This is a genomic window from Aliterella sp. E5.1 (genome assembly GCF_057473825.1).
This window is the reverse complement of the sequence record NZ_JBYCCV010000006.1, coordinates 96,799-113,670: the sequence shown is the minus strand read 5'-3', so window position 1 is coordinate 113,670 and position 16,872 is coordinate 96,799. Positions and strand designations below refer to the sequence as shown.

General features: G+C 42.6%; 16 protein-coding genes. 10 read left to right on the top strand and 6 right to left on the bottom strand.

All coding sequences use genetic code 11. The features are described from left to right. Window positions 1–243: 243 nt before the first annotated feature. Window positions 244–3,939: a cobaltochelatase subunit CobN gene (cobN, locus tag AC2VE5_RS04295; RefSeq protein WP_486886538.1), complete on the bottom strand. Its 3,696-nt coding sequence runs from the start codon at window positions 3,937–3,939 to the stop codon at window positions 244–246. A gap of 21 nt (window positions 3,940–3,960) precedes the next feature. Then, complete coding sequence (locus tag AC2VE5_RS04290) at window positions 3,961–5,877, bottom strand: ATP-binding protein (RefSeq protein WP_486886537.1); 1,917 nt, start codon at window positions 5,875–5,877, stop codon at window positions 3,961–3,963. Window positions 5,878–5,987: 110 nt separating this feature from the next. On the opposite strand from AC2VE5_RS04290, the gene AC2VE5_RS04285 reads away from it, so the two are divergent. The 3 genes from AC2VE5_RS04285 to AC2VE5_RS04275 all read left to right on the top strand — a co-directional run bounded on the left by AC2VE5_RS04285 (window position 5,988) and on the right by AC2VE5_RS04275 (window position 8,018). Then, window positions 5,988–6,182: a hypothetical protein gene (locus AC2VE5_RS04285; protein ID WP_486886536.1), complete on the top strand. Its 195-nt coding sequence runs from the start codon at window positions 5,988–5,990 to the stop codon at window positions 6,180–6,182. Between the two features lie 234 nt (window positions 6,183–6,416). Continuing rightward, window positions 6,417–7,259, top strand: coding sequence for a cyanophycinase (locus tag AC2VE5_RS04280; RefSeq protein ID WP_486886546.1), 843 nt, complete (start codon window positions 6,417–6,419; stop codon window positions 7,257–7,259). 72 nt (window positions 7,260–7,331) lie between these two features. Beyond that, on the top strand, window positions 7,332–8,018 hold the full coding sequence (locus AC2VE5_RS04275) for an N-acetylmannosamine-6-phosphate 2-epimerase (RefSeq protein WP_486886535.1): 687 nt from the start codon (window positions 7,332–7,334) through the stop codon (window positions 8,016–8,018). Here the strand turns inward: AC2VE5_RS04275 and AC2VE5_RS04270 are convergent. Then, a complete protein-coding gene (locus tag AC2VE5_RS04270) occupies window positions 8,015–8,836 on the bottom strand; it encodes a hypothetical protein (protein WP_486886534.1) in 822 nt (273 codons plus the stop codon). The genes AC2VE5_RS04275 and AC2VE5_RS04270 overlap by 4 nt on opposite strands. A gap of 125 nt (window positions 8,837–8,961) precedes the next feature. Here AC2VE5_RS04270 and AC2VE5_RS04265 point away from each other — a divergent pair, with 125 nt between their 5' ends. The 3 genes from AC2VE5_RS04265 to AC2VE5_RS04255 all read left to right on the top strand — a co-directional run bounded on the left by AC2VE5_RS04265 (window position 8,962) and on the right by AC2VE5_RS04255 (window position 11,135). Beyond that, on the top strand, window positions 8,962–9,876 hold the full coding sequence (locus AC2VE5_RS04265; RefSeq protein ID WP_486886533.1) for a metallophosphoesterase: 915 nt from the start codon (window positions 8,962–8,964) through the stop codon (window positions 9,874–9,876). Window positions 9,877–9,885: 9 nt separating this feature from the next. After that, a complete protein-coding gene (locus tag AC2VE5_RS04260; protein WP_486886532.1) occupies window positions 9,886–10,743 on the top strand; it encodes an Rpn family recombination-promoting nuclease/putative transposase in 858 nt (285 codons plus the stop codon). A gap of 95 nt (window positions 10,744–10,838) precedes the next feature. Continuing rightward, a complete protein-coding gene (locus tag AC2VE5_RS04255; RefSeq protein WP_486886531.1) occupies window positions 10,839–11,135 on the top strand; it encodes an antibiotic biosynthesis monooxygenase family protein in 297 nt (98 codons plus the stop codon). 40 nt (window positions 11,136–11,175) lie between these two features. Here the strand turns inward: AC2VE5_RS04255 and AC2VE5_RS04250 are convergent, their stop codons facing one another. After that, a complete protein-coding gene (locus AC2VE5_RS04250; protein ID WP_486886530.1) occupies window positions 11,176–12,003 on the bottom strand; it encodes a DNA adenine methylase in 828 nt (275 codons plus the stop codon). 161 nt (window positions 12,004–12,164) lie between these two features. Here AC2VE5_RS04250 and AC2VE5_RS04245 point away from each other — a divergent pair, with 161 nt between their 5' ends. The 4 genes from AC2VE5_RS04245 (at window position 12,165) to AC2VE5_RS04230 (ending at window position 15,046) form a co-directional block, all read left to right on the top strand. Continuing rightward, window positions 12,165–12,371, top strand: a complete 207-nt coding sequence (locus tag AC2VE5_RS04245) for a DUF751 domain-containing protein (RefSeq protein WP_486886529.1) — start codon at window positions 12,165–12,167, stop codon at window positions 12,369–12,371. A gap of 47 nt (window positions 12,372–12,418) precedes the next feature. After that, the gene (gene rbfA, locus AC2VE5_RS04240) at window positions 12,419–12,838 is read left to right on the top strand and encodes a 30S ribosome-binding factor RbfA (RefSeq protein WP_486886528.1); all 420 of its coding nucleotides are present in this window, start codon (window positions 12,419–12,421) and stop codon (window positions 12,836–12,838) included. A gap of 61 nt (window positions 12,839–12,899) precedes the next feature. Then, the gene (locus AC2VE5_RS04235; protein ID WP_486886527.1) at window positions 12,900–14,471 is read left to right on the top strand and encodes a glycoside hydrolase family 3 protein; all 1,572 of its coding nucleotides are present in this window, start codon (window positions 12,900–12,902) and stop codon (window positions 14,469–14,471) included. Between the two features lie 341 nt (window positions 14,472–14,812). Continuing rightward, window positions 14,813–15,046 (top strand): DUF4327 family protein, encoded by a 234-nt coding sequence (locus tag AC2VE5_RS04230; protein WP_486886526.1) that lies wholly within the window; start codon window positions 14,813–14,815, stop codon window positions 15,044–15,046. A gap of 212 nt (window positions 15,047–15,258) precedes the next feature. Here AC2VE5_RS04230 and AC2VE5_RS04225 read toward each other — a convergent pair whose 3' ends face one another. Then, complete coding sequence (locus AC2VE5_RS04225) at window positions 15,259–15,606, bottom strand: hypothetical protein (protein ID WP_486886525.1); 348 nt, start codon at window positions 15,604–15,606, stop codon at window positions 15,259–15,261. Window positions 15,607–15,687: 81 nt separating this feature from the next. After that, window positions 15,688–16,839 (bottom strand): alanine--glyoxylate aminotransferase family protein, encoded by a 1,152-nt coding sequence (locus AC2VE5_RS04220; protein WP_486886524.1) that lies wholly within the window; start codon window positions 16,837–16,839, stop codon window positions 15,688–15,690. Window positions 16,840–16,872: the final 33 nt, after the last annotated feature.

Sequence of the window (16,872 nt, the reverse complement as noted above, 5' to 3'; positions counted from 1 at the left end):
TTACTTTCTGCTTGACTGTCTCTAGGTCTAGATGAGGACAGGCTTGCGTTACTTGACTCCTGTACATTTATCTTTGCCAAAGTTCTCTCTATTTAATACTCTACTACCTCTGACCACAACTTAGTATGAACCGAGAAAATGATTGATTTAGTCTACTTGAGTAGACTTTATTGATTAGCCTGGGGTTTTAACCCTAGGCGGGAATGAAAACCCAATCATAAAACATAGCTTTTGATTAAATACTCACTTCCCCTCAACGATCGCTTCTGCTTGATGAACAAGCGATCGCAATTTATCAACCATTTGAGCATCAACACTTTGCCACAAACCCCGTTGATGCGCCTCTAACAACCTTTCTGCCATATCTCGCAACGCCCAAGGGTTTTTATCTTGCACAAAATCTTGCACGGCGGGATCGAACAAATAAGCATCCGCCACACCTTGATACATATAGTCTTCAACGCAACGAGTTGTAGCATCGTAAGCAAATAGATAATCTACCGTCGCCGCCATTTCAAACGCTCCTTTGTAGCCGTGACGCATTACGCCGCTAATCCACTTAGGATTGACGACACGAGAACGATACACTCTAGCTATTTCTTCCTTTAACTGACGGACGCGAGGATTGGCTGCAATGGAATTATCGCCAAAATAAGTTTGGGGATTTTTGCCTGTTAGAACCCGCACCGCCGCCGTTAAACCGCCTTGAAACTGGTAATAATCATCAGAATCTAACAAATCGTGTTCGCGGTTATCTTGATTGTGCAATACAACTTGCATACTCTTAAGTCTTTGTTCAAAAGCTTCCGGCGCAGATCGACCTTCTTTTTTGCCGGAGTAGGCGTAACAACTCCAATTGATATATGCACGCGCTAAATCGCTGTCATCGTTCCAATTTTGCGCCTCAATCAAACCTTGCAAACCCGCCCCATAAGCCCCAGGTTTAGAACCAAAAACTCGGTACTGGGAGTTTATTTGCGCTTGCTCTAAACTCAAACCCGATGCTAACCATGTTTGCACTTCGCTTTTTACTTTCGCGGCTATTGGGTTTTGATCTTCCGCTTCTTCTAACGCCGCTACTGCAACTACCGCCGCATCAAATAAATCGATTAAATTGGGAAAAGCATCGCGGAAAAAGCCCGAAATCCTCAGAGTTACATCCATGCGGGGACGACCTAACATTGATAAAGGCAAAATTTCAAAGTCTACCACTCGCCGCGAAACTCCGTCCCATACAGGCTGTACTCCAAGTAAAGCCAAAGCTTCGGCAATATCATCGCCTCCTGTCCGCATAGTCGAAGTTCCCCATACAGATAAACCCAAAGTTTGGGGATACTCGCCGTTCTCTTGGGTATAGCGTTCAATTAATACCTCTGCCGCCTTTTTGCCAATATTCCAGGCTGTTTCCGTGGGAATACCGCGAATATCTACCGAATAAAAATTACGCCCCGTTGGTAAAACTTCTGGACGACCCCGCGTAGGCGCACCCGAAGCACCGCTAGGAATGTAGCCGCCATCAAGTCCGTGCAATAAGTTGATAATTTCTCGGTCTGTTTGTTGCAATGCTGGGATTAGGCGGAGTTTTATCCAGTCCATAAACGGTACATTTTCTACATTTGCGATCGCCCTTGGCGCTACCCCCTGGGTAATCGCACTTTCAACCAAAAAAGCTGCATATTCTTCGATAACTTCCACCGCATCCCCCACCGTCCGACAAGCATAGTTTTTATCAGTGAGGATTTGCTGACTAATAGCTGATAAGGGAAGTCCCAAGTCTGTAGTTAAAGGGGCAAAATCTAGCCCCCAATCTTCTGCAATTGCAGAAGTTAGCCCAATTCGTCCATTACTAGGCTGACGAGAAATTGCAACTATCAAGTCTATCAACTGTCTACCTTGGGGACATTGCCCAAAAATATGCAAACCATCCCGAATTTGGGCTTCTTTTAGTTCGCACAAATAGCTATCTAGATAAGTCAAAATTGAAGATATTTCTGTAGAAGTATCTACAGCTAAATTTTCTTGGGTAACTAATTGCATAATGCGATCGCGTAAAATTGGCACTCGCACCGGATCTAAACCTTGAGCTTCGTAATACTCATCAACCAAGCCCTCCAATTGCTGCAAACCCCCATAAAGTTCGGCGCGAGTCATGGGCGGCGTGAGATGGTCTAAAATTACCGCCTGAGCGCGACGTTTAGCCTGCGATCCCTCCCCCGGATCGTTGACAATAAACGGGTAAAAATGCGGCATTGCCCCAAAAGCAACTTCTGGATAACATTCGTTTGATAAAGCTACACTTTTACCAGGCAACCATTCCAAATTGCCATGTTTACCCACATGAACGATCGCATTAGCACCAAATACTTCTCGCACCCAATAGTAAAAAGCTAAATAATCGTGGGTAGGTTCCAAGTCTGGCGCATGATAATTCAAACTAGGATCGAGATCGTAGCCTCTAGATGGTTGAATGCCTACAAATACATTACCTAACTGCACCCCAGCAATTGCAAACTTATCTTTCAAGCCACCCCAGCGATCGCAAATTCCTTTTTTTACTACTTCCGGTAAACTTGCAAAATACTCCTCATACTCTGCGCCTCCTAGAGATTGCCTAACTTTTCTCAATTCCCGTCCTTCAGGATCGTTAGTTACTCCAGACACCAATAATTGCATCAATTCGTCGCTACTGGCGGGTAAATCTTCCACCCCATAACCAAACCCTTGCAAAGCCTTTAGAATCTCTATGCAACTAGCGGGAGTATCCAAACCGACTCCATTTGCCAACCTACCATCGCGGTTAGGATAATTTGCCAAAATTAGGGCAATTTTTCGCTCTTGAGGTGGTGTGTTACGCAGACTTACCCATTTTGATGCCAAATCTGCCACAAAATCAATGCGATCGCGTCTAGGTTGATAAACAACCACGTCTGTCTCCAAGTCTGGATTTTGCGCCTCCACTCCCTTAAAAGAAATTGCTCTACTAATAATTCTCCCGTCTACTTCTGGTAAAGCTACATTCATTGCCAAATCGCGCGGTGAAAGTCCATGCAATTGCGCTTCCCAACTTTCTGCCGTACCGCTACTAAAAATTGCTTGCAATACTGGGATATCCAGCTTTTCCCACAAATCTAGTTGCGGCGTTTCCGTCTCCAACCGCGCCAAAGAAAAGCTAGTTGTATTGAGAAGTAAATCAACGCCTTGTAAATATTCCAATAACTCCGCTTGCGCTTCCAAGTCGCGCAAAGAAAATACAAATATTGGGATTGCTTGCAAATTTCTAGCCGTTAAAGCCTGACAGAGTGCTTCAATCGGGAGAGTATTTCCAGCTAAATAATGAGCGCGGTAGAATAAAATGCCAACTCTCGGCGCGTTAGAGACAGAATTATAAGGATACAAACCCACACGGGGAACGTTTTGGGGCGGTGGTGGATTGAAAAACGTAGAATTTTTTAAAGTGCGATCGCAAACAAACTCCAAAGCGTGAATAATATTTTCAACGCCACCCTCAGTAAAATAGCGCCACAACTTATTGACAGTAAACAAAGCAACGGTAGAATGATTAATTAATTCTGGATCTAGGCGATCGTCTCCAGGAATAACAATTAGTGCTGCACCTGTTTTCTGTACAGTTTCCTGCACTACTTCCAAGCCGTAACTCCAATAAGAGCGTCCCCCCAATAGCCGCAAAATAATTACTTGAGCTTTTTCTAAAACTTCCTCAGCGTAAGTATCAATAGTTAGCTGTTGCTGCAATTGCAAGAGATTGGCAACCCGCAAGGCTGGAAAACCGACAGGTAACTTACTTACGGCGGCGGCAATTGTTTGAATATCTGTATCCGCCGCCGTCAGCAATACTATAGGAGCGGGAGTTTGTTCTAAAAAGATTACTCCCTCAGCTTGAGGGTTCCATCCTCCCGGTGTGGCGCTAATCCGATGCACGATGTTTTTTGTAATGAGGAGCTACAAAATAGTAGCAATTTCTTTGAGATAGACGCGAGAAAATGGCTCGCTTTCTCCAAGATCGTATTGTTCGATCAATCCTTGACGTTTAATTGAGATACTGTTATGCTCCTTTGTTACCAAAATAGAGTCTCCGCTAATGTCTCGCGCCAACATCCTTTCAGTGTCGGTAGGATTATCCAAAATTACTACATTGCTACCCGTGTAAAACATCCCCTCTCTTTCGAGAATATTTCCCTGGTATTCGGCAATTAATAAGTCAAGTTTAGGATTGCGTAACAAGTTCTGTACGTTGCTGTTGTAATCTTTATTTAGGTTTTTTTCCGAGCGATTGACAAATACTCCCTCCTTGCAAACCGCGCCAATTGTCCAATCTGGGTGTTGTAAAAGAATATAGTCAATAATTGCTTCTAATTCTTCTTTGCCAATAAGATTGAAAGTAATTAGGGGAATTTTGGCATCGCTATTATCAGCAAAAAAAGTTTCCAAAATTCGAGCCGGAACATCCACACTTTCCCCGGTAGCAGGGTTGAGGTGCATAAAAATACCCGGCGCTGAATTTATCTCCAAAATGCCAAAACCGCCAGCTTTCCATGATTTCGATAAGTCAAGTGCGATCGCATCTATTCCCAAACAAGTTAACCTAAAATGCTGGGCGATATCTTGCGCCAACACAATATTATCAGGGTGAACCGATGAGGTTGCATCAATACTTACCCCACCCGCCGATAAGTTGGCGACTTTACGCAGATATACAAGCCTTCCTTTCTCAATAACGCTATCTAAAGTCAATCCTTGTTCTTCTAAAAACAACTCCATCGCCTCATCGCGCTGAATTTTACTCAAAGCTGAAGTTGGCGTATCTCTACGGGCTTTGGTGCGATTTTCCCGCTCAATTAATTCGTCAATAGTTAGTTTTCCATCACCTTCAACCCAAGCAGGGCGGCGCTCAGTAGCGGCGACAAATCTACCATTGACACACAGCAAGCGAAAATCTGCCCCCGAAACACTTTTTTCGACAATTACTCGCGTCGGTTGATCTTCAGGAATCGCCTTCACAGCCCGTGAAAAAGCCGCTTTCAATTCGTCCACGTCTTGCACATCCGCCGTCACCCCAATGCCTTTATGACCGACTACAGGCTTTACTGCTACCGGATAGCCAATACTTCTAGCTATAGAGATTGCTTCCTCGCGAGTCAAGACAATATTCCCTGTAGGTACGGGGAAGCCCAGAGTATGTAAAAAAGCCTTGCAATCATCTTTACGAGTAGTAAAATCTGAATCTATATGACTATCGCTATCAAAAGTAGTCGCTATACCGCGAACTTGCTTTTTGCCATAGCCGTATTGCATTAGTCCTTCATCCCACAGGTAAAAAGTAGGAATATCTTTAACGGCGGCGGTGCGTAACAAAGCATAAACTGTCGGACCACCGTAAACAGAGCGCCTAAACATATCCTGAATTACTTTAATCTGCTCGTCAAACACAATAGATTGGTTTTGCGTCATCGCCTCAAACCAGTCCCAAACAAAGTAAACTACTGCTCTACTCGTCCGAGCGTGTAGCGATTGAACTCCAATGATTGCTTCATCTTCTCCAGGTTTGCAACTCCACTTATCTAAATGCAAGCCCATATCTAACTGTCCAACTTCTGCAACCGTGCGGGCAAATAAATGTGCGTAGGAGTTGTAACCACCTTCAACATTGAGCATTTGAGGATAAAGTTCGCCAATTATTTGTAAATACTCCTCAATTTCTAATGGTTCTTTGAACCCCGTCAGCGCGAAATTAAATACCAATGCTCCTGTCTCTAAGTAAGGGTTTGCTCCTTGGTAATGCTTAATATTAAAAATATCGAATGCGTCAGATTTTCTCGCATTGACGCGAACCGTCTCCGTGCTACGAGCTTGAACCATAAAAAATCTCCTTTTAGCTAAACGCCCTCTTTTGAAGATATAACTTTTGAAAGGTGTAGGTCATCACACTTTTGTTTAACAATACAAACAACACTTTAGAAAATCCATTTATGAGACAGCCAAATATATCTCCCCAAGAAGCTGAACTCAGAGATGAAATTAAAGAACTGGCTGAGAAAGCTTTTCACCTCAAGTTAATTGCTGGTTATGGAGCTGGACCAGATAACGATGAATACCAAATTGTATATGAAGGAAAACCAAGACATTTACCTTTAGAAAGGCTAGAGATTTTCTCAACGATTTGATTGCGCGGAGTCTTGCCGTCGAATAGTCTTTAATTACTGCACAATTTAAAATTCTTTTTAGTAAACTTGGGTACTATCCATCTTTTTTTTAATGGCAAAAACCTTAGTCTTTATTTTTGTAATTAAATACCTCGAAGGATTAAAAGTTTCTGTATAAATATCTACCAAATAGTAGTTTTATCTATCAATTTCCTCATGCTTTATTGAAATTACTAATAAACGCTTGTAAGGAACATCATTGTGAGTGAAAGCAGTGGGCAGCTACTAATTATTGGTGGTGCAGAAGACAAAGAAGGAGATTGCAAAATTCTCCGGGAATTTGTGCGTCGCGCTGGGGGTGTAAATGCGCGCATTGTAGTGATGACTGTAGCCACAGAAATGCCTAGAGAAGTAGGAGAAAACTACATTAAAGTATTCGAGCGCTTAGGAGCGGAAGATATTCGCATAGTAGATACTGTCCAGCGTGAAGATGCCAGTTCTTCTACTTACTTAGAAGCAGTGAATAAAGCGACGGGCGTATTTTTTACTGGCGGCGATCAATCTCGAATTACCAGCATACTTAAAGACACCGAAATCGATGCAGCGATTCACAAACGCTACCAAGAAGGAATAGTAGTTGCAGGTACAAGTGCGGGTGCAGCGATGATGCCTGACGTGATGATTGTTGAAGGAGATTCCGAGACAAATCCGCGCGTTAATATGGTAGAAATGGCTCCTGGTATGGGTTTTCTGCCCGGAATAGTAATAGATCAGCATTTCCTCCAGCGTGGGCGTTTGAGGCGCTTACTTTCGGCTCTAGTACAGCAACCCGCAGTCTTAGGGCTTGGGATTGATGAAAATACTTCTGTATTAGTGCAGAACAATAAGTTGCAAGTAGTCGGCGAAGGCGCTGTAACTGTTGTAGATGTAGCGGACGTAATGCACACAAATATCGATGAAATCCTCAAAGATGAGGCTTTAGCAATTTGTGGCGCTAAGTTGCATATTCTCCCTGATGGTTACAAGTTTGACTTAACTTCGCGTAAGCCTGTTGTTGAGGATCTTGTAGAAAGAGAAATAGCAGCAACAAGCGCTTAAGCTGCTGGGCGATAAATATATTTAACAAACGTTAGGGCTTAAAATGCTATTTTTAAGCCCTAACTACTTTTTATGCCCGTTGATTTTACTAAAGTTATTGAGCCTCTGCGTCATGGCTTAATTGTCTCTTGTCAAGCGCCTGCAAATTCCCCACTATACGAACCTAGCGTTATAGCCGCGATCGCCCAAGCCTCGATCAACCAAGGTGCAGTTGCAATCAGAATCGATACCCCCGCCCACATTCAATCAGTCAAACAACGCTGCAATGCGCCGATAATTGGGCTGTGGAAGCAAATAATATCCGGGTATGAAGTGTACATTACACCGCAATTTCATCACGCCGAAGTAATCGCTCAAGCGGGAGCAGATATCATTGCTATAGATGCCACAACTAGAGAGCGTCCCGGAGGGGAAACTATTACTAGCTTAATTACTCAGATTCACAAACTAGGTAAACCCGTAATGGCAGATGTAGATACTATAGAAAATGCGATCGCCGCTATAAACGCAGGTGCAGATATAGTAGGAACTACTTTGTACGGTTACACAAGTCAAACCCAAGGTTTAACACCTCCAGGCTTTGAATTACTAAGTCAAATAGTCAAGCTAAATATTCCCGCAATTTGTGAAGGTGGCGTTTCTTCCCCGCAAATGGCGCGTCAAGCTTTAGACTTAGGAGCTTACGCTGTGGTAGTGGGTACAGCAATTACCGGAATAGATTTGCAAGTTAAAGCCTATCAAAACGCGATCGCACATTAACTAGCTACCCGCTTAAACACAATCATATTCTTACCTATTACCGGGCTTCTCGCTAACAAAGTTCCTTGGGAGTCGGTAATTTCTAGGTGCGTGAAATCTAATTGTTGTGACTCATCGCGCAGCTTTCGGGCTAATTTATCTTGCTCCGATTGTCCGAGACTATACCAATCGTCTTTAACTTGAACAACTAAATTGCCACCCGCAAAATTAGCTCTAATTGATTGAATTAAACCATCAGAAATGCGATCGCCCTCTTTAGTTATTTGCTCCTGAATCGATGCAATCAAGCTTTGTTCTGGTGTCAGTTCTACCTTGGGTACAGGAGTCGGTTCGACTTCTTCGGGTGGCGGGGAAACTTCTATTTCGGGTGTGGGGATAACTTCTATAGGTTTACTTTCTTCTATTGGCGGTGTTAATTCTGGTTCAGGAGTTGTAGCTGGTTCTGGTTCAGGAGTAGTTACAACTGGTACAGGTTCATTCGGGATAGTAGCTACTTGCGGCGGTGAATTTGAAAATGAAGTAGTTATCCATACTACAACTACTAATAATCCAGCAATAATACCCGTTAAACCTAGATCGGATAACTTCGCTGACAGATTTCTTGGTAGCAAAAAGCGAATTGGTGCTAGTATCCTACTCCAAAATCGCTGAACTTGAACAAAAGTATTTGATGAATCTGGGGGGGATTCGGATTCAATTGCGGCGATCGCATTTTCCGATACCCGAATTATTCCCTGTAAAATTTTGACACTTTGCGCCTGCAAAATCGACGGACTTTGTTTTTTTGGCGGCGGTGAATTTGACCTGTTCTGTGACATTAAATTTTCCCATAACACAGCAAATAGGCTAAATTTTTACGAGTGCGGCGAAAGTTCTGGATACATAATACTGTTTTCCAGGCTTTAGCCCTAATTTATCATTCACTTGCAACGCCAGGTAATATATGCCCCTCAAACGCCGTCATTTCCTAGGTTTAAGTAGCTTTAGCGCCCTTGGTTTAGCTTTTTTGCTCGACAAACTCAAGAAATCGAACGCTTCTAGTAGTGTAAATGTAGAAGCAGCTAATTCTGTTAAGTATGCGTCCACCTCAGAAATTCCTTTGCGTTTTGTTTCTGTCGCCGACACGGGAACGGGGGATAAAGGGCAATATGCAGTAGCTGAAGCAATGACGCGCTATTACCAGCAAAAGCCTTACAAATTAGTAATTTTAGCTGGAGATAATATTTACAACAATGGTGAAATTGAAAAAATCAATGCTGTATTTGAGCGTCCTTATCAAAAATTACTTAAGCAAGGCGTAAAATTTCAAGCGTGTTTGGGAAATCACGACATCCGCACGGCTAACGGCGAACCTCAAGTACGCTATCCCAACTTCAATATGGCAGGGCGTTACTATACTTTTGGGCAAGATGCAGTTCAATTTTTTGCCTTAGACACCAACCATAACGCCGATTGGAAAACTCAACTATCCTGGCTAGACAAAGAACTTAGCCAAAGTATTGCACCTTGGAAAATAGTATTTGGACATCACCAAATTTATTCATCTGGTCATTATGGTTTAAATCAGCCTTTCGTCAAAACCCTAACGCCAATTTTTCAAAAGTACGGAGTCCAACTTTACATCAACGGACACGACCATCATTACGAACGTACCCGCACTATTAACGGTATTACCTACCTAACTTGTGGCGCAGGGGCGGGGACTCGCCCGATAGTTACTTCCGAGTGGACAGCACACGCCCAAAGCAAACTTAGTTTTGCCGCCTTTGATTTGTATAGCGATCGCTTAGAAATTAGCGGTATTAATACCAAGTCTGTCATTTTTGACAAAGGTATTATCCCTGTGAAAAATATTTAAGCAACTATTATGAGCGCTAGACAGTTCGATAATCTCTGCAAATACCTTTGCGAAAAGTATCCTAACAGTTTTGCTACTTGGTTACTAGGTAAACCTATTACGGTGGGAGAAATTATTAAAAGCGAACTAAGTATCGAACCAATCCGTGCCGATTCCGTAACTTTTCTTCGTACCCAAGAAAGAATTTTGCATATTGAATTTCAAGTTGAAGTTGATACCAACCCACCGCTACCCTTACGAATGCTAGATTATTGGGTAAGATTGCACCGTCGTTATCGCCTACCTATTACCCAAGTTGTAATTTTGCTCAAAAAACCTGCAAAAGCAACAGTTATCGAAACAGGGGTTAATTTAGAAAATACTAGCCACAGCTATCAAGTTGTGCGAATGTGGGAGCAAAATCCAGCATTATTTTTGGAAGACACTGCACTCCTTCCCTTAGCTACCTTAGCAGCTACCCAAGCGCCAGAGACATTATTAACCCAAATTTCTCAGCAAATTAGTAACATAGAATCATTAGAGGAGCGACAAGACGTAGCTATATGCACTCAGTTACTAGCAGGCTTGAAGTTTAAGAAACAATTGATTCGTCAATTCTTCAGAGAGGAAATTATGCAAGAATCAGTAATTTATCAAGAAATTCTCCAAAAAGGTTTACAACAAGGCGTACAGCAAGGTCTACAGCAAGGGGAATTAGCTGTAGTTGTGCGCCAACTTACACGCCGAATTGGGACGGTTCCCAAAGAAATGCGATCTCAAATTGAAGTTTTACCGCTCCCCCAGTTAGAAAATTTGGCTGAAGCTTTATTAGATTTTACCAACCTCAGTGACTTAGTAGCTTGGTTAGAAGCTAATACAGAAAGCTAAATGCGATCGCTTAAAAATTTAGCTGTATTGACATTAACAGTTGTGCTTTTGACGGGGTGCGATTAACTTGAAAGTAGTTTAGATAAAAAGTCCTAATGATTCTTGAAGCGGTAATGCTTAGTATCAAGCCTAGTCTAGAAAATGATTTTGAATCTGCTTTTCAACAAGCTTCAAGCATTGTCGCGTCTATGGACGGATACTTATCTCATGAACTTCATAGATGCTTAGAAGTACAAGGAAAATATCTACTGCTTATTAGATGGAGAACTTTAGAAGCTCATACTATTGGCTTTAGAAATTCTAATGAGTATCAACAATGGAAAAACTTACTACATCATTTTTATGAGCCATTCCCAACAGTTGAGCATTTCGATAAAATTGTTTCATCTTAATGACGATGAAACAATGCTTAAGTTATTTCGTAAAAGCGTTTTAGTATGATGTAATTAATATTTCGGTAATCTTACCTCGTTTTTCTGCCTTAGAATTAATAGCTCTTGATGCCAATATCTCGTAAATATTAAAATCATTATAAAGTTCCCGAATAAAGGCACAATCAGAGTTAGACAACATAACTTTTACTCCCCGATTGGCTAGTTTAGCAAACGTATTTCTCAGCTTAATTTGCTCTGTTTCCTTAAAAATATAGCGGCTGTAAGTTGTAAAGTTGCTAGTAGCACTTAGAGGATAATAAGGTGGATCGAAATATACAAAGTCTTGCTCATTTTTAGCGCTAACATCATCATACTGTTTTATCGAAACTGTTACAGATTGCAGAGCTACAGAAGCAGAATGAAGTAAATTCGCATTGCAAATTGTAGGATTTTTGTACTTACCCATTGGCACATTAAATTGACCTTTAGAGTTTTCTCTATATAGCCCGTTAAAGCAAGTTTTATTTAAATAAATAAATCGTGCGGCTCTTTCTATCTCTGAACCTTCCGACTGCGAACGCATTTGATAGTAATAATCTTTACTATGCTGCAACTGATGATTAATTAGTAACTTAATTAACGGCTCAACGTTGTTTTTTATACAACAGTAGGTGCTAATCAATTCAGGATTAATATCGGAAATAAACTTATTGGCATCAGGTCTAACACCGCAAAAGTAAAAAAATACCGCACCCCCACCCAAAAAAGGCTCATAGTAATTGGTAAAACTTTGAGGAAAATAGGGAATATATTGTTCAATTAGCTTACTTTTACCACCAGCCCATTTTAAAAAAGGACGACAAGGCGGGGAACTTACTTGCAGCATTTAAACCTACTAACAACCTTGATTATTGTTACTGAGCGAAGCAGAAGTATTGCTTAACCTCTCATTATCTTTATAGCTGGTGCGGTTCGTTGCCAAAACTAACAACACTAATGACCTGGAATTGCTATAGTAAAATATTGAAAAAACCCATATAGAAAGATATGTTTGACGGATTTTGGGACAACGTGTCGCGTTACCCGCGCTACCTAGTGACGATTATATTGGGAGTGGCTATCAACGCCTTTGCACCCCTAGCGCCTTTATTTAAACGCCCCGTAAGTGCGATCGCTCTTATTAGCCTACTATTTGGTGTAATTGTTTTTACCGTCTTTACCCTCCGCGCAATGTTGGGTTTGAGTACGGTATAGACTAGATTTGAATAATACAACATACCCCATCAGGAGCCGAAATAACTATGGCTACAAACCGTCGCGTTTCTCGCGTTGCCGAATTAATTAAACGCGAAGTTAGCCAAATGCTCATCCACGATATAAAAGATGACCGTGTAGGCTCAGGCATGGTCAGTGTAACCGATGTAGTAGTATCAGGCGACCTCCAACACGCCAAAATATTTGTCAGCGTCTATGGTAGTGAAGAAGCAAAAATAGAAACAATGGCAGGACTAAAATCTGCTACAGGCTTTGTGCGTACCGAATTAGGGCAAAGAGTATGCCTGCGTCGGACTCCAGAAGTCATATTTCAAGAAGATCCTTCCATCGAACGAGGTACTAAGGTACTTTCGTTACTTAACCAGCTAAACCACGATCGCCCCGCCGATCAAAACTTAGAGTCCGATGAGTATGACGACGAATATTTAGACGACGAAGACAAATAGGTTTTGCAGCAAAATATGCAGATAGAATACCTAAGTTTAAGTATTTAGGTAAGTTCCGATTATGACCGCATCTCTACCCGATCTAGACACGCTTACCCTAGCGCAGCAAGTAGCCCAAATGGTTGTAGTCCGTACCTGCGGCTACTTGTTCGATCATCAAATTCCTTACCCAGAATGGGAAGCAACTACTGCAACTATGCAGCACTTGGTGGAATTAGGAATTGGCGGCGTAATTTTTCTCGGAGGGAGTGCGGCGGAATTAGCCCTAAGAACGCAGCAAATGCAAAACTGGGCAAAAATTCCCTTACTAATTGCGGCGGATATAGAGGAAGGTGTTGGGCAAAGATTTCCTGGTGCTACTTGGTTTGCGCCACCGATGGCAATTAGTCAAATTGCCCGAACTAATCCCCAACTTGCAGCCCAATACGCCGAAAAAATGGGAGCGATTACCGCCGCCGAAGCTTTGGCAATTGGCATTAATTGGATACTTGCGCCAGTAGTAGATGTCAACAACAATCCCGATAACCCAGTAATTAATGTCCGCGCTTTTGGTGAAACTCCATCCGTTGTTAGCCCTTTAGCCAATGCTTTTATTGCAGGCGCGAAAGCTTACCCCGTACTCACCACCGCAAAGCATTTTCCCGGTCATGGCGATACTACCACCGATTCTCATGTCGATTTGCCCGTTTTAGCTCATTCTCCCAGCCGCTTAGCAGAGATTGAATTAGCGCCCTTTACAAGCGCGATCGCATCGGGGGTAGATGCGGTGATGAGCGCCCACCTACTTATTGAGTGTTGGGACTCACAGTATCCTGCAACCCTATCTAAGCCAATCTTAACCGGGCAACTGCGCGATCGCCTTGGTTTTACAGGCTTAATTGTCACCGATGCTTTAATGATGGATGCGATTTCTAAACGCTACGGAATTAATGAATCTCCCGTTTTAGCTGTAGAAGCTGGGGCAGATATTTTACTTATGCCCTCCGACCCCGAAGGCGCTATCAATGCGGTGTGTGAGGCGGTCAAGAGCGGTCGGATTTCGGCGCAAAGGATTCGCGACTCGGTAGAACGAATTTGGCACGCCAAGCGCCGGGTAGAAGGGATAAAAATAGAGCCAAGTAATATTGCTCTAGAACTAGCTAAACCGGAGGCGCTAGAAACGGTTAATCAAATCTTGCGTTGCTCGCAGGTAGTTAGCGGGAAAGTCCCTCTACTACCATCTCCCAACGAACGCAACTTGATTGTGGTAGACAATTTGCTCGGTAGCGGTAAGTTTTTAACTGAACAAAGCCCCGCGATCGCGTTGCCTAAATCTCTTGGCTATACTACGGTGTTATGCGATCGCCACACGCCTTTTGACCCTACGCCAGAAACTGACAACATACCTACTTTGCTGCAACTATTTATTCGCGGCAATCCTTTTCGCGGTAGTGCAGGTTTAACTCAAGTAGGCATTGATTGGTTTAAAAAATTATTAAACTCTAATACCCTACAAGCTTTAGTGATTTACGGTAGTCCTTATGTTCTCGAAAAGCTCACCCCAGCTATGAATTCTGAGATACCTTGTATTTTTTCCTACGGACAAATTCCTCAAGTACAAACTATTGCTTTGCACGCCTTATTTAAGAAATAACTCTAGTCTATCCAAAGACGTATTTTGTTTATTGGTTGCTAGGATAATAATCAAGTAGCAAGCTTATTAAAAGAGTTATATTTCTCCTAAAGCCCTGCAAAACAGCCAAAAAATAGATTTAGTTACAACTATAACCACAAATAATTTTTAGATTAATTTGTCAACATTTGCTGACTATTGCAACATATGTTAATATAATTTCTATAGCTATAGCGCCACAATAGAAATAATTCAGTATAACGAACTACAAAACTGTGGCTACTGAGGCTGATCTTAATAATGTTTGTTAGCCTGGTGAGCGTTCATCGCGATAAAACAAAATGAGTAATTAGGTTAAAACCATGAGTGTCAATACGTTGCCATCAATTCGATATTCTTTGAATGTAATTAAAGATGAAGCACGTCAATTAGTAGAAAAAGGTGTAATCAGTAGGCAGCAGCCAATCTACACTTTGTGCGAGTACATTCCACCACGGGAATGGGTTTGTGTAGAATGCGAGTTGGAACAATGTGACTTTTTGCTGCGCGATCGCATCGGCGACTTAATCGGTCGGGAACATTGGGACAACGACTAATTTTAGAGTTCTAGACAGCAACAAGTACTGTCAAATACCCAATGCTAACTGCGACCAGTTAACGGAGCTTGGGTAGATGGAGAGGAGACACCACAAAGAAGTTGCAAAGATTAATACAAAAATCGGTTAACCATAACAGTTAGAGTTTTGTAGAGGTTTAAAATAAATCACTACAACCTACTAACTGATAAATTTTTTAACTACTTAATGCTTTAACCCACCTGTTCTAAATATTGGTTAAGGTCTTCAATCAAGCGGGTTAATTCTGCTTCGGTAGTTAACCGGACGTTCTCATCGCGCAAAGTAATCAAGACTTTAGCCGCAAAAGGGGTAGCCCAAATATTGGGATTGCAGAAAATTTCGAGAAATACCTTCCCTGTGTAACGGTATTCTAGTGGCGGTTGGGGTTTGGACTTCGTGCCGGGAGTTTTTACCCCCGCCGCTTTAATATTAGTCATTAATTGCGCGATCGCATTTTGCATTTCTCGCGCGGATTCGGCAGAGAAGCTAAAAGACACCGAACCTTCAACTAAATTGAGGGTTAAATTATTTGCAGACATAAAGCCAGGTAACTATATTAGGTTTTCAACTTATGTTACCTGGCAAGCGACACTGGTATCGCCCATTTTTAACTATCTATCCTAGGGTAAAACTTGTTTTAAAGCAGCTATGAGTGTATCGACATTTTCCGTGCGGCTGTTGTAACCCATTAGTCCAATCCGCCAAACTTTCTGAGCCAATTCTCCCAAGCCGCCGCCAATTTCAATATTGTAGTCATTGAGTAACTGGCGGGAAATTGCTTTCCCGTCTACACCTTCAGGAATGCGGACAGTGGTTAGTGTTGGCAGTCTAAATTCTTGCTCTACGTGCAGTTTTAAACCCAAGTTTTCTAACTCCTGCCACAAATACTCTACCGTTTGTTGGTGGCGCTGCCAGGAATTTTCAACCCCTTCTTGTGCTAGTAGCCGCAAAGCCTCCCGCAGGGCGTAGTAGAGGTTAATCGGGGCGGTATGGTGATAGGTGCGCTCTTTGCCCCAATACTTGCTTAATAACTCCATATCCAAATACCAGTTGCTAACTTTTGTCTGGCGCTGTTGCAACTTTTCCACAGCGCGGGGACTCATAGTTAAAGGCGAAGCACCAGGGGGACAGCCCAAACCTTTTTGACTGCAACTATAGGCTAAATCTACTCCCCATTCATCCAAAAATAACGGTACTCCACCTAAACTTGTCACCGAATCTACCAATAGTAGACAGCCAAATTCGCGGCACAATTCTCCCACCCCCGTGAGCGGCTGACGCGCCCCGGTAGAAGTTTCGGCATGAACTAGCGCCAAAATAGCCGGACGATGAGCTTCTAGGGCGCTGCGGAGTTCTTGTAAGTTAAAAACTTGCCCCCAAGGTTTGGTTATAGTGCGTACTTCTGCGCCATAGCGCCCTGCCATATCTACTAACCGATTGCCAAAGTATCCAGCTACGCCAATCAGGACAGTATCGCCAGGTTCAATTGAATTTGCGATCGCGCCTTCCATAGCAGCGCTTCCCGTGCCGCTAATTGCAATAGTTAGGGGGTTTTCTGTTTGCCACACATACCGTAGCAACGACTGAATTTCATCCATCAGCGTCAAAAATGCCGGATCGAGATGTCCTACAGGAGGCGTATTCATTGCCTGGAGAACGTCAGGGTGAGCATTAGATGGTCCTGGTCCTAGCAGCAGACGCTCTGGCATCTCTAAAGGTGCAAGTTGCCGCCGTTGGCTGTTATTGATGGCTGGTGTTTGGGTAAGTTGCATAGTGATTAATCAGGAGGATAAATATAAGTTTAA

Bases quoted from the DNA above. Each gene is read 5' to 3' on its own strand.
- AC2VE5_RS04220 (WP_486886524.1), bottom strand. From the start codon at position 16,839: ATGCAACTTACCCAAACACCAGCCATCAATAACAGCCAACGGCGGCAA.
- AC2VE5_RS04250 (WP_486886530.1), bottom strand. From the start codon at position 12,003: ATGCTGCAAGTAAGTTCCCCGCCTTGTCGTCCTTTTTTAAAATGGGCT.
- AC2VE5_RS04265 (WP_486886533.1), top strand. From the start codon at position 8,962: ATGCCCCTCAAACGCCGTCATTTCCTAGGTTTAAGTAGCTTTAGCGCC.
- rbfA (WP_486886528.1), top strand. From the start codon at position 12,419: ATGGCTACAAACCGTCGCGTTTCTCGCGTTGCCGAATTAATTAAACGC.
- AC2VE5_RS04275 (WP_486886535.1), top strand. From the start codon at position 7,332: ATGCCCGTTGATTTTACTAAAGTTATTGAGCCTCTGCGTCATGGCTTA.
- AC2VE5_RS04270 (WP_486886534.1), bottom strand. From the start codon at position 8,836: ATGTCACAGAACAGGTCAAATTCACCGCCGCCAAAAAAACAAAGTCCG.
- AC2VE5_RS04245 (WP_486886529.1), top strand. From the start codon at position 12,165: ATGTTTGACGGATTTTGGGACAACGTGTCGCGTTACCCGCGCTACCTA.
- AC2VE5_RS04235 (WP_486886527.1), top strand. From the start codon at position 12,900: ATGACCGCATCTCTACCCGATCTAGACACGCTTACCCTAGCGCAGCAA.
- AC2VE5_RS04225 (WP_486886525.1), bottom strand. From the start codon at position 15,606: ATGTCTGCAAATAATTTAACCCTCAATTTAGTTGAAGGTTCGGTGTCT.
- AC2VE5_RS04260 (WP_486886532.1), top strand. From the start codon at position 9,886: ATGAGCGCTAGACAGTTCGATAATCTCTGCAAATACCTTTGCGAAAAG.
- AC2VE5_RS04290 (WP_486886537.1), bottom strand. From the start codon at position 5,877: ATGGTTCAAGCTCGTAGCACGGAGACGGTTCGCGTCAATGCGAGAAAA.
- AC2VE5_RS04230 (WP_486886526.1), top strand. From the start codon at position 14,813: ATGAGTGTCAATACGTTGCCATCAATTCGATATTCTTTGAATGTAATT.
- AC2VE5_RS04285 (WP_486886536.1), top strand. From the start codon at position 5,988: ATGAGACAGCCAAATATATCTCCCCAAGAAGCTGAACTCAGAGATGAA.
- AC2VE5_RS04255 (WP_486886531.1), top strand. From the start codon at position 10,839: ATGATTCTTGAAGCGGTAATGCTTAGTATCAAGCCTAGTCTAGAAAAT.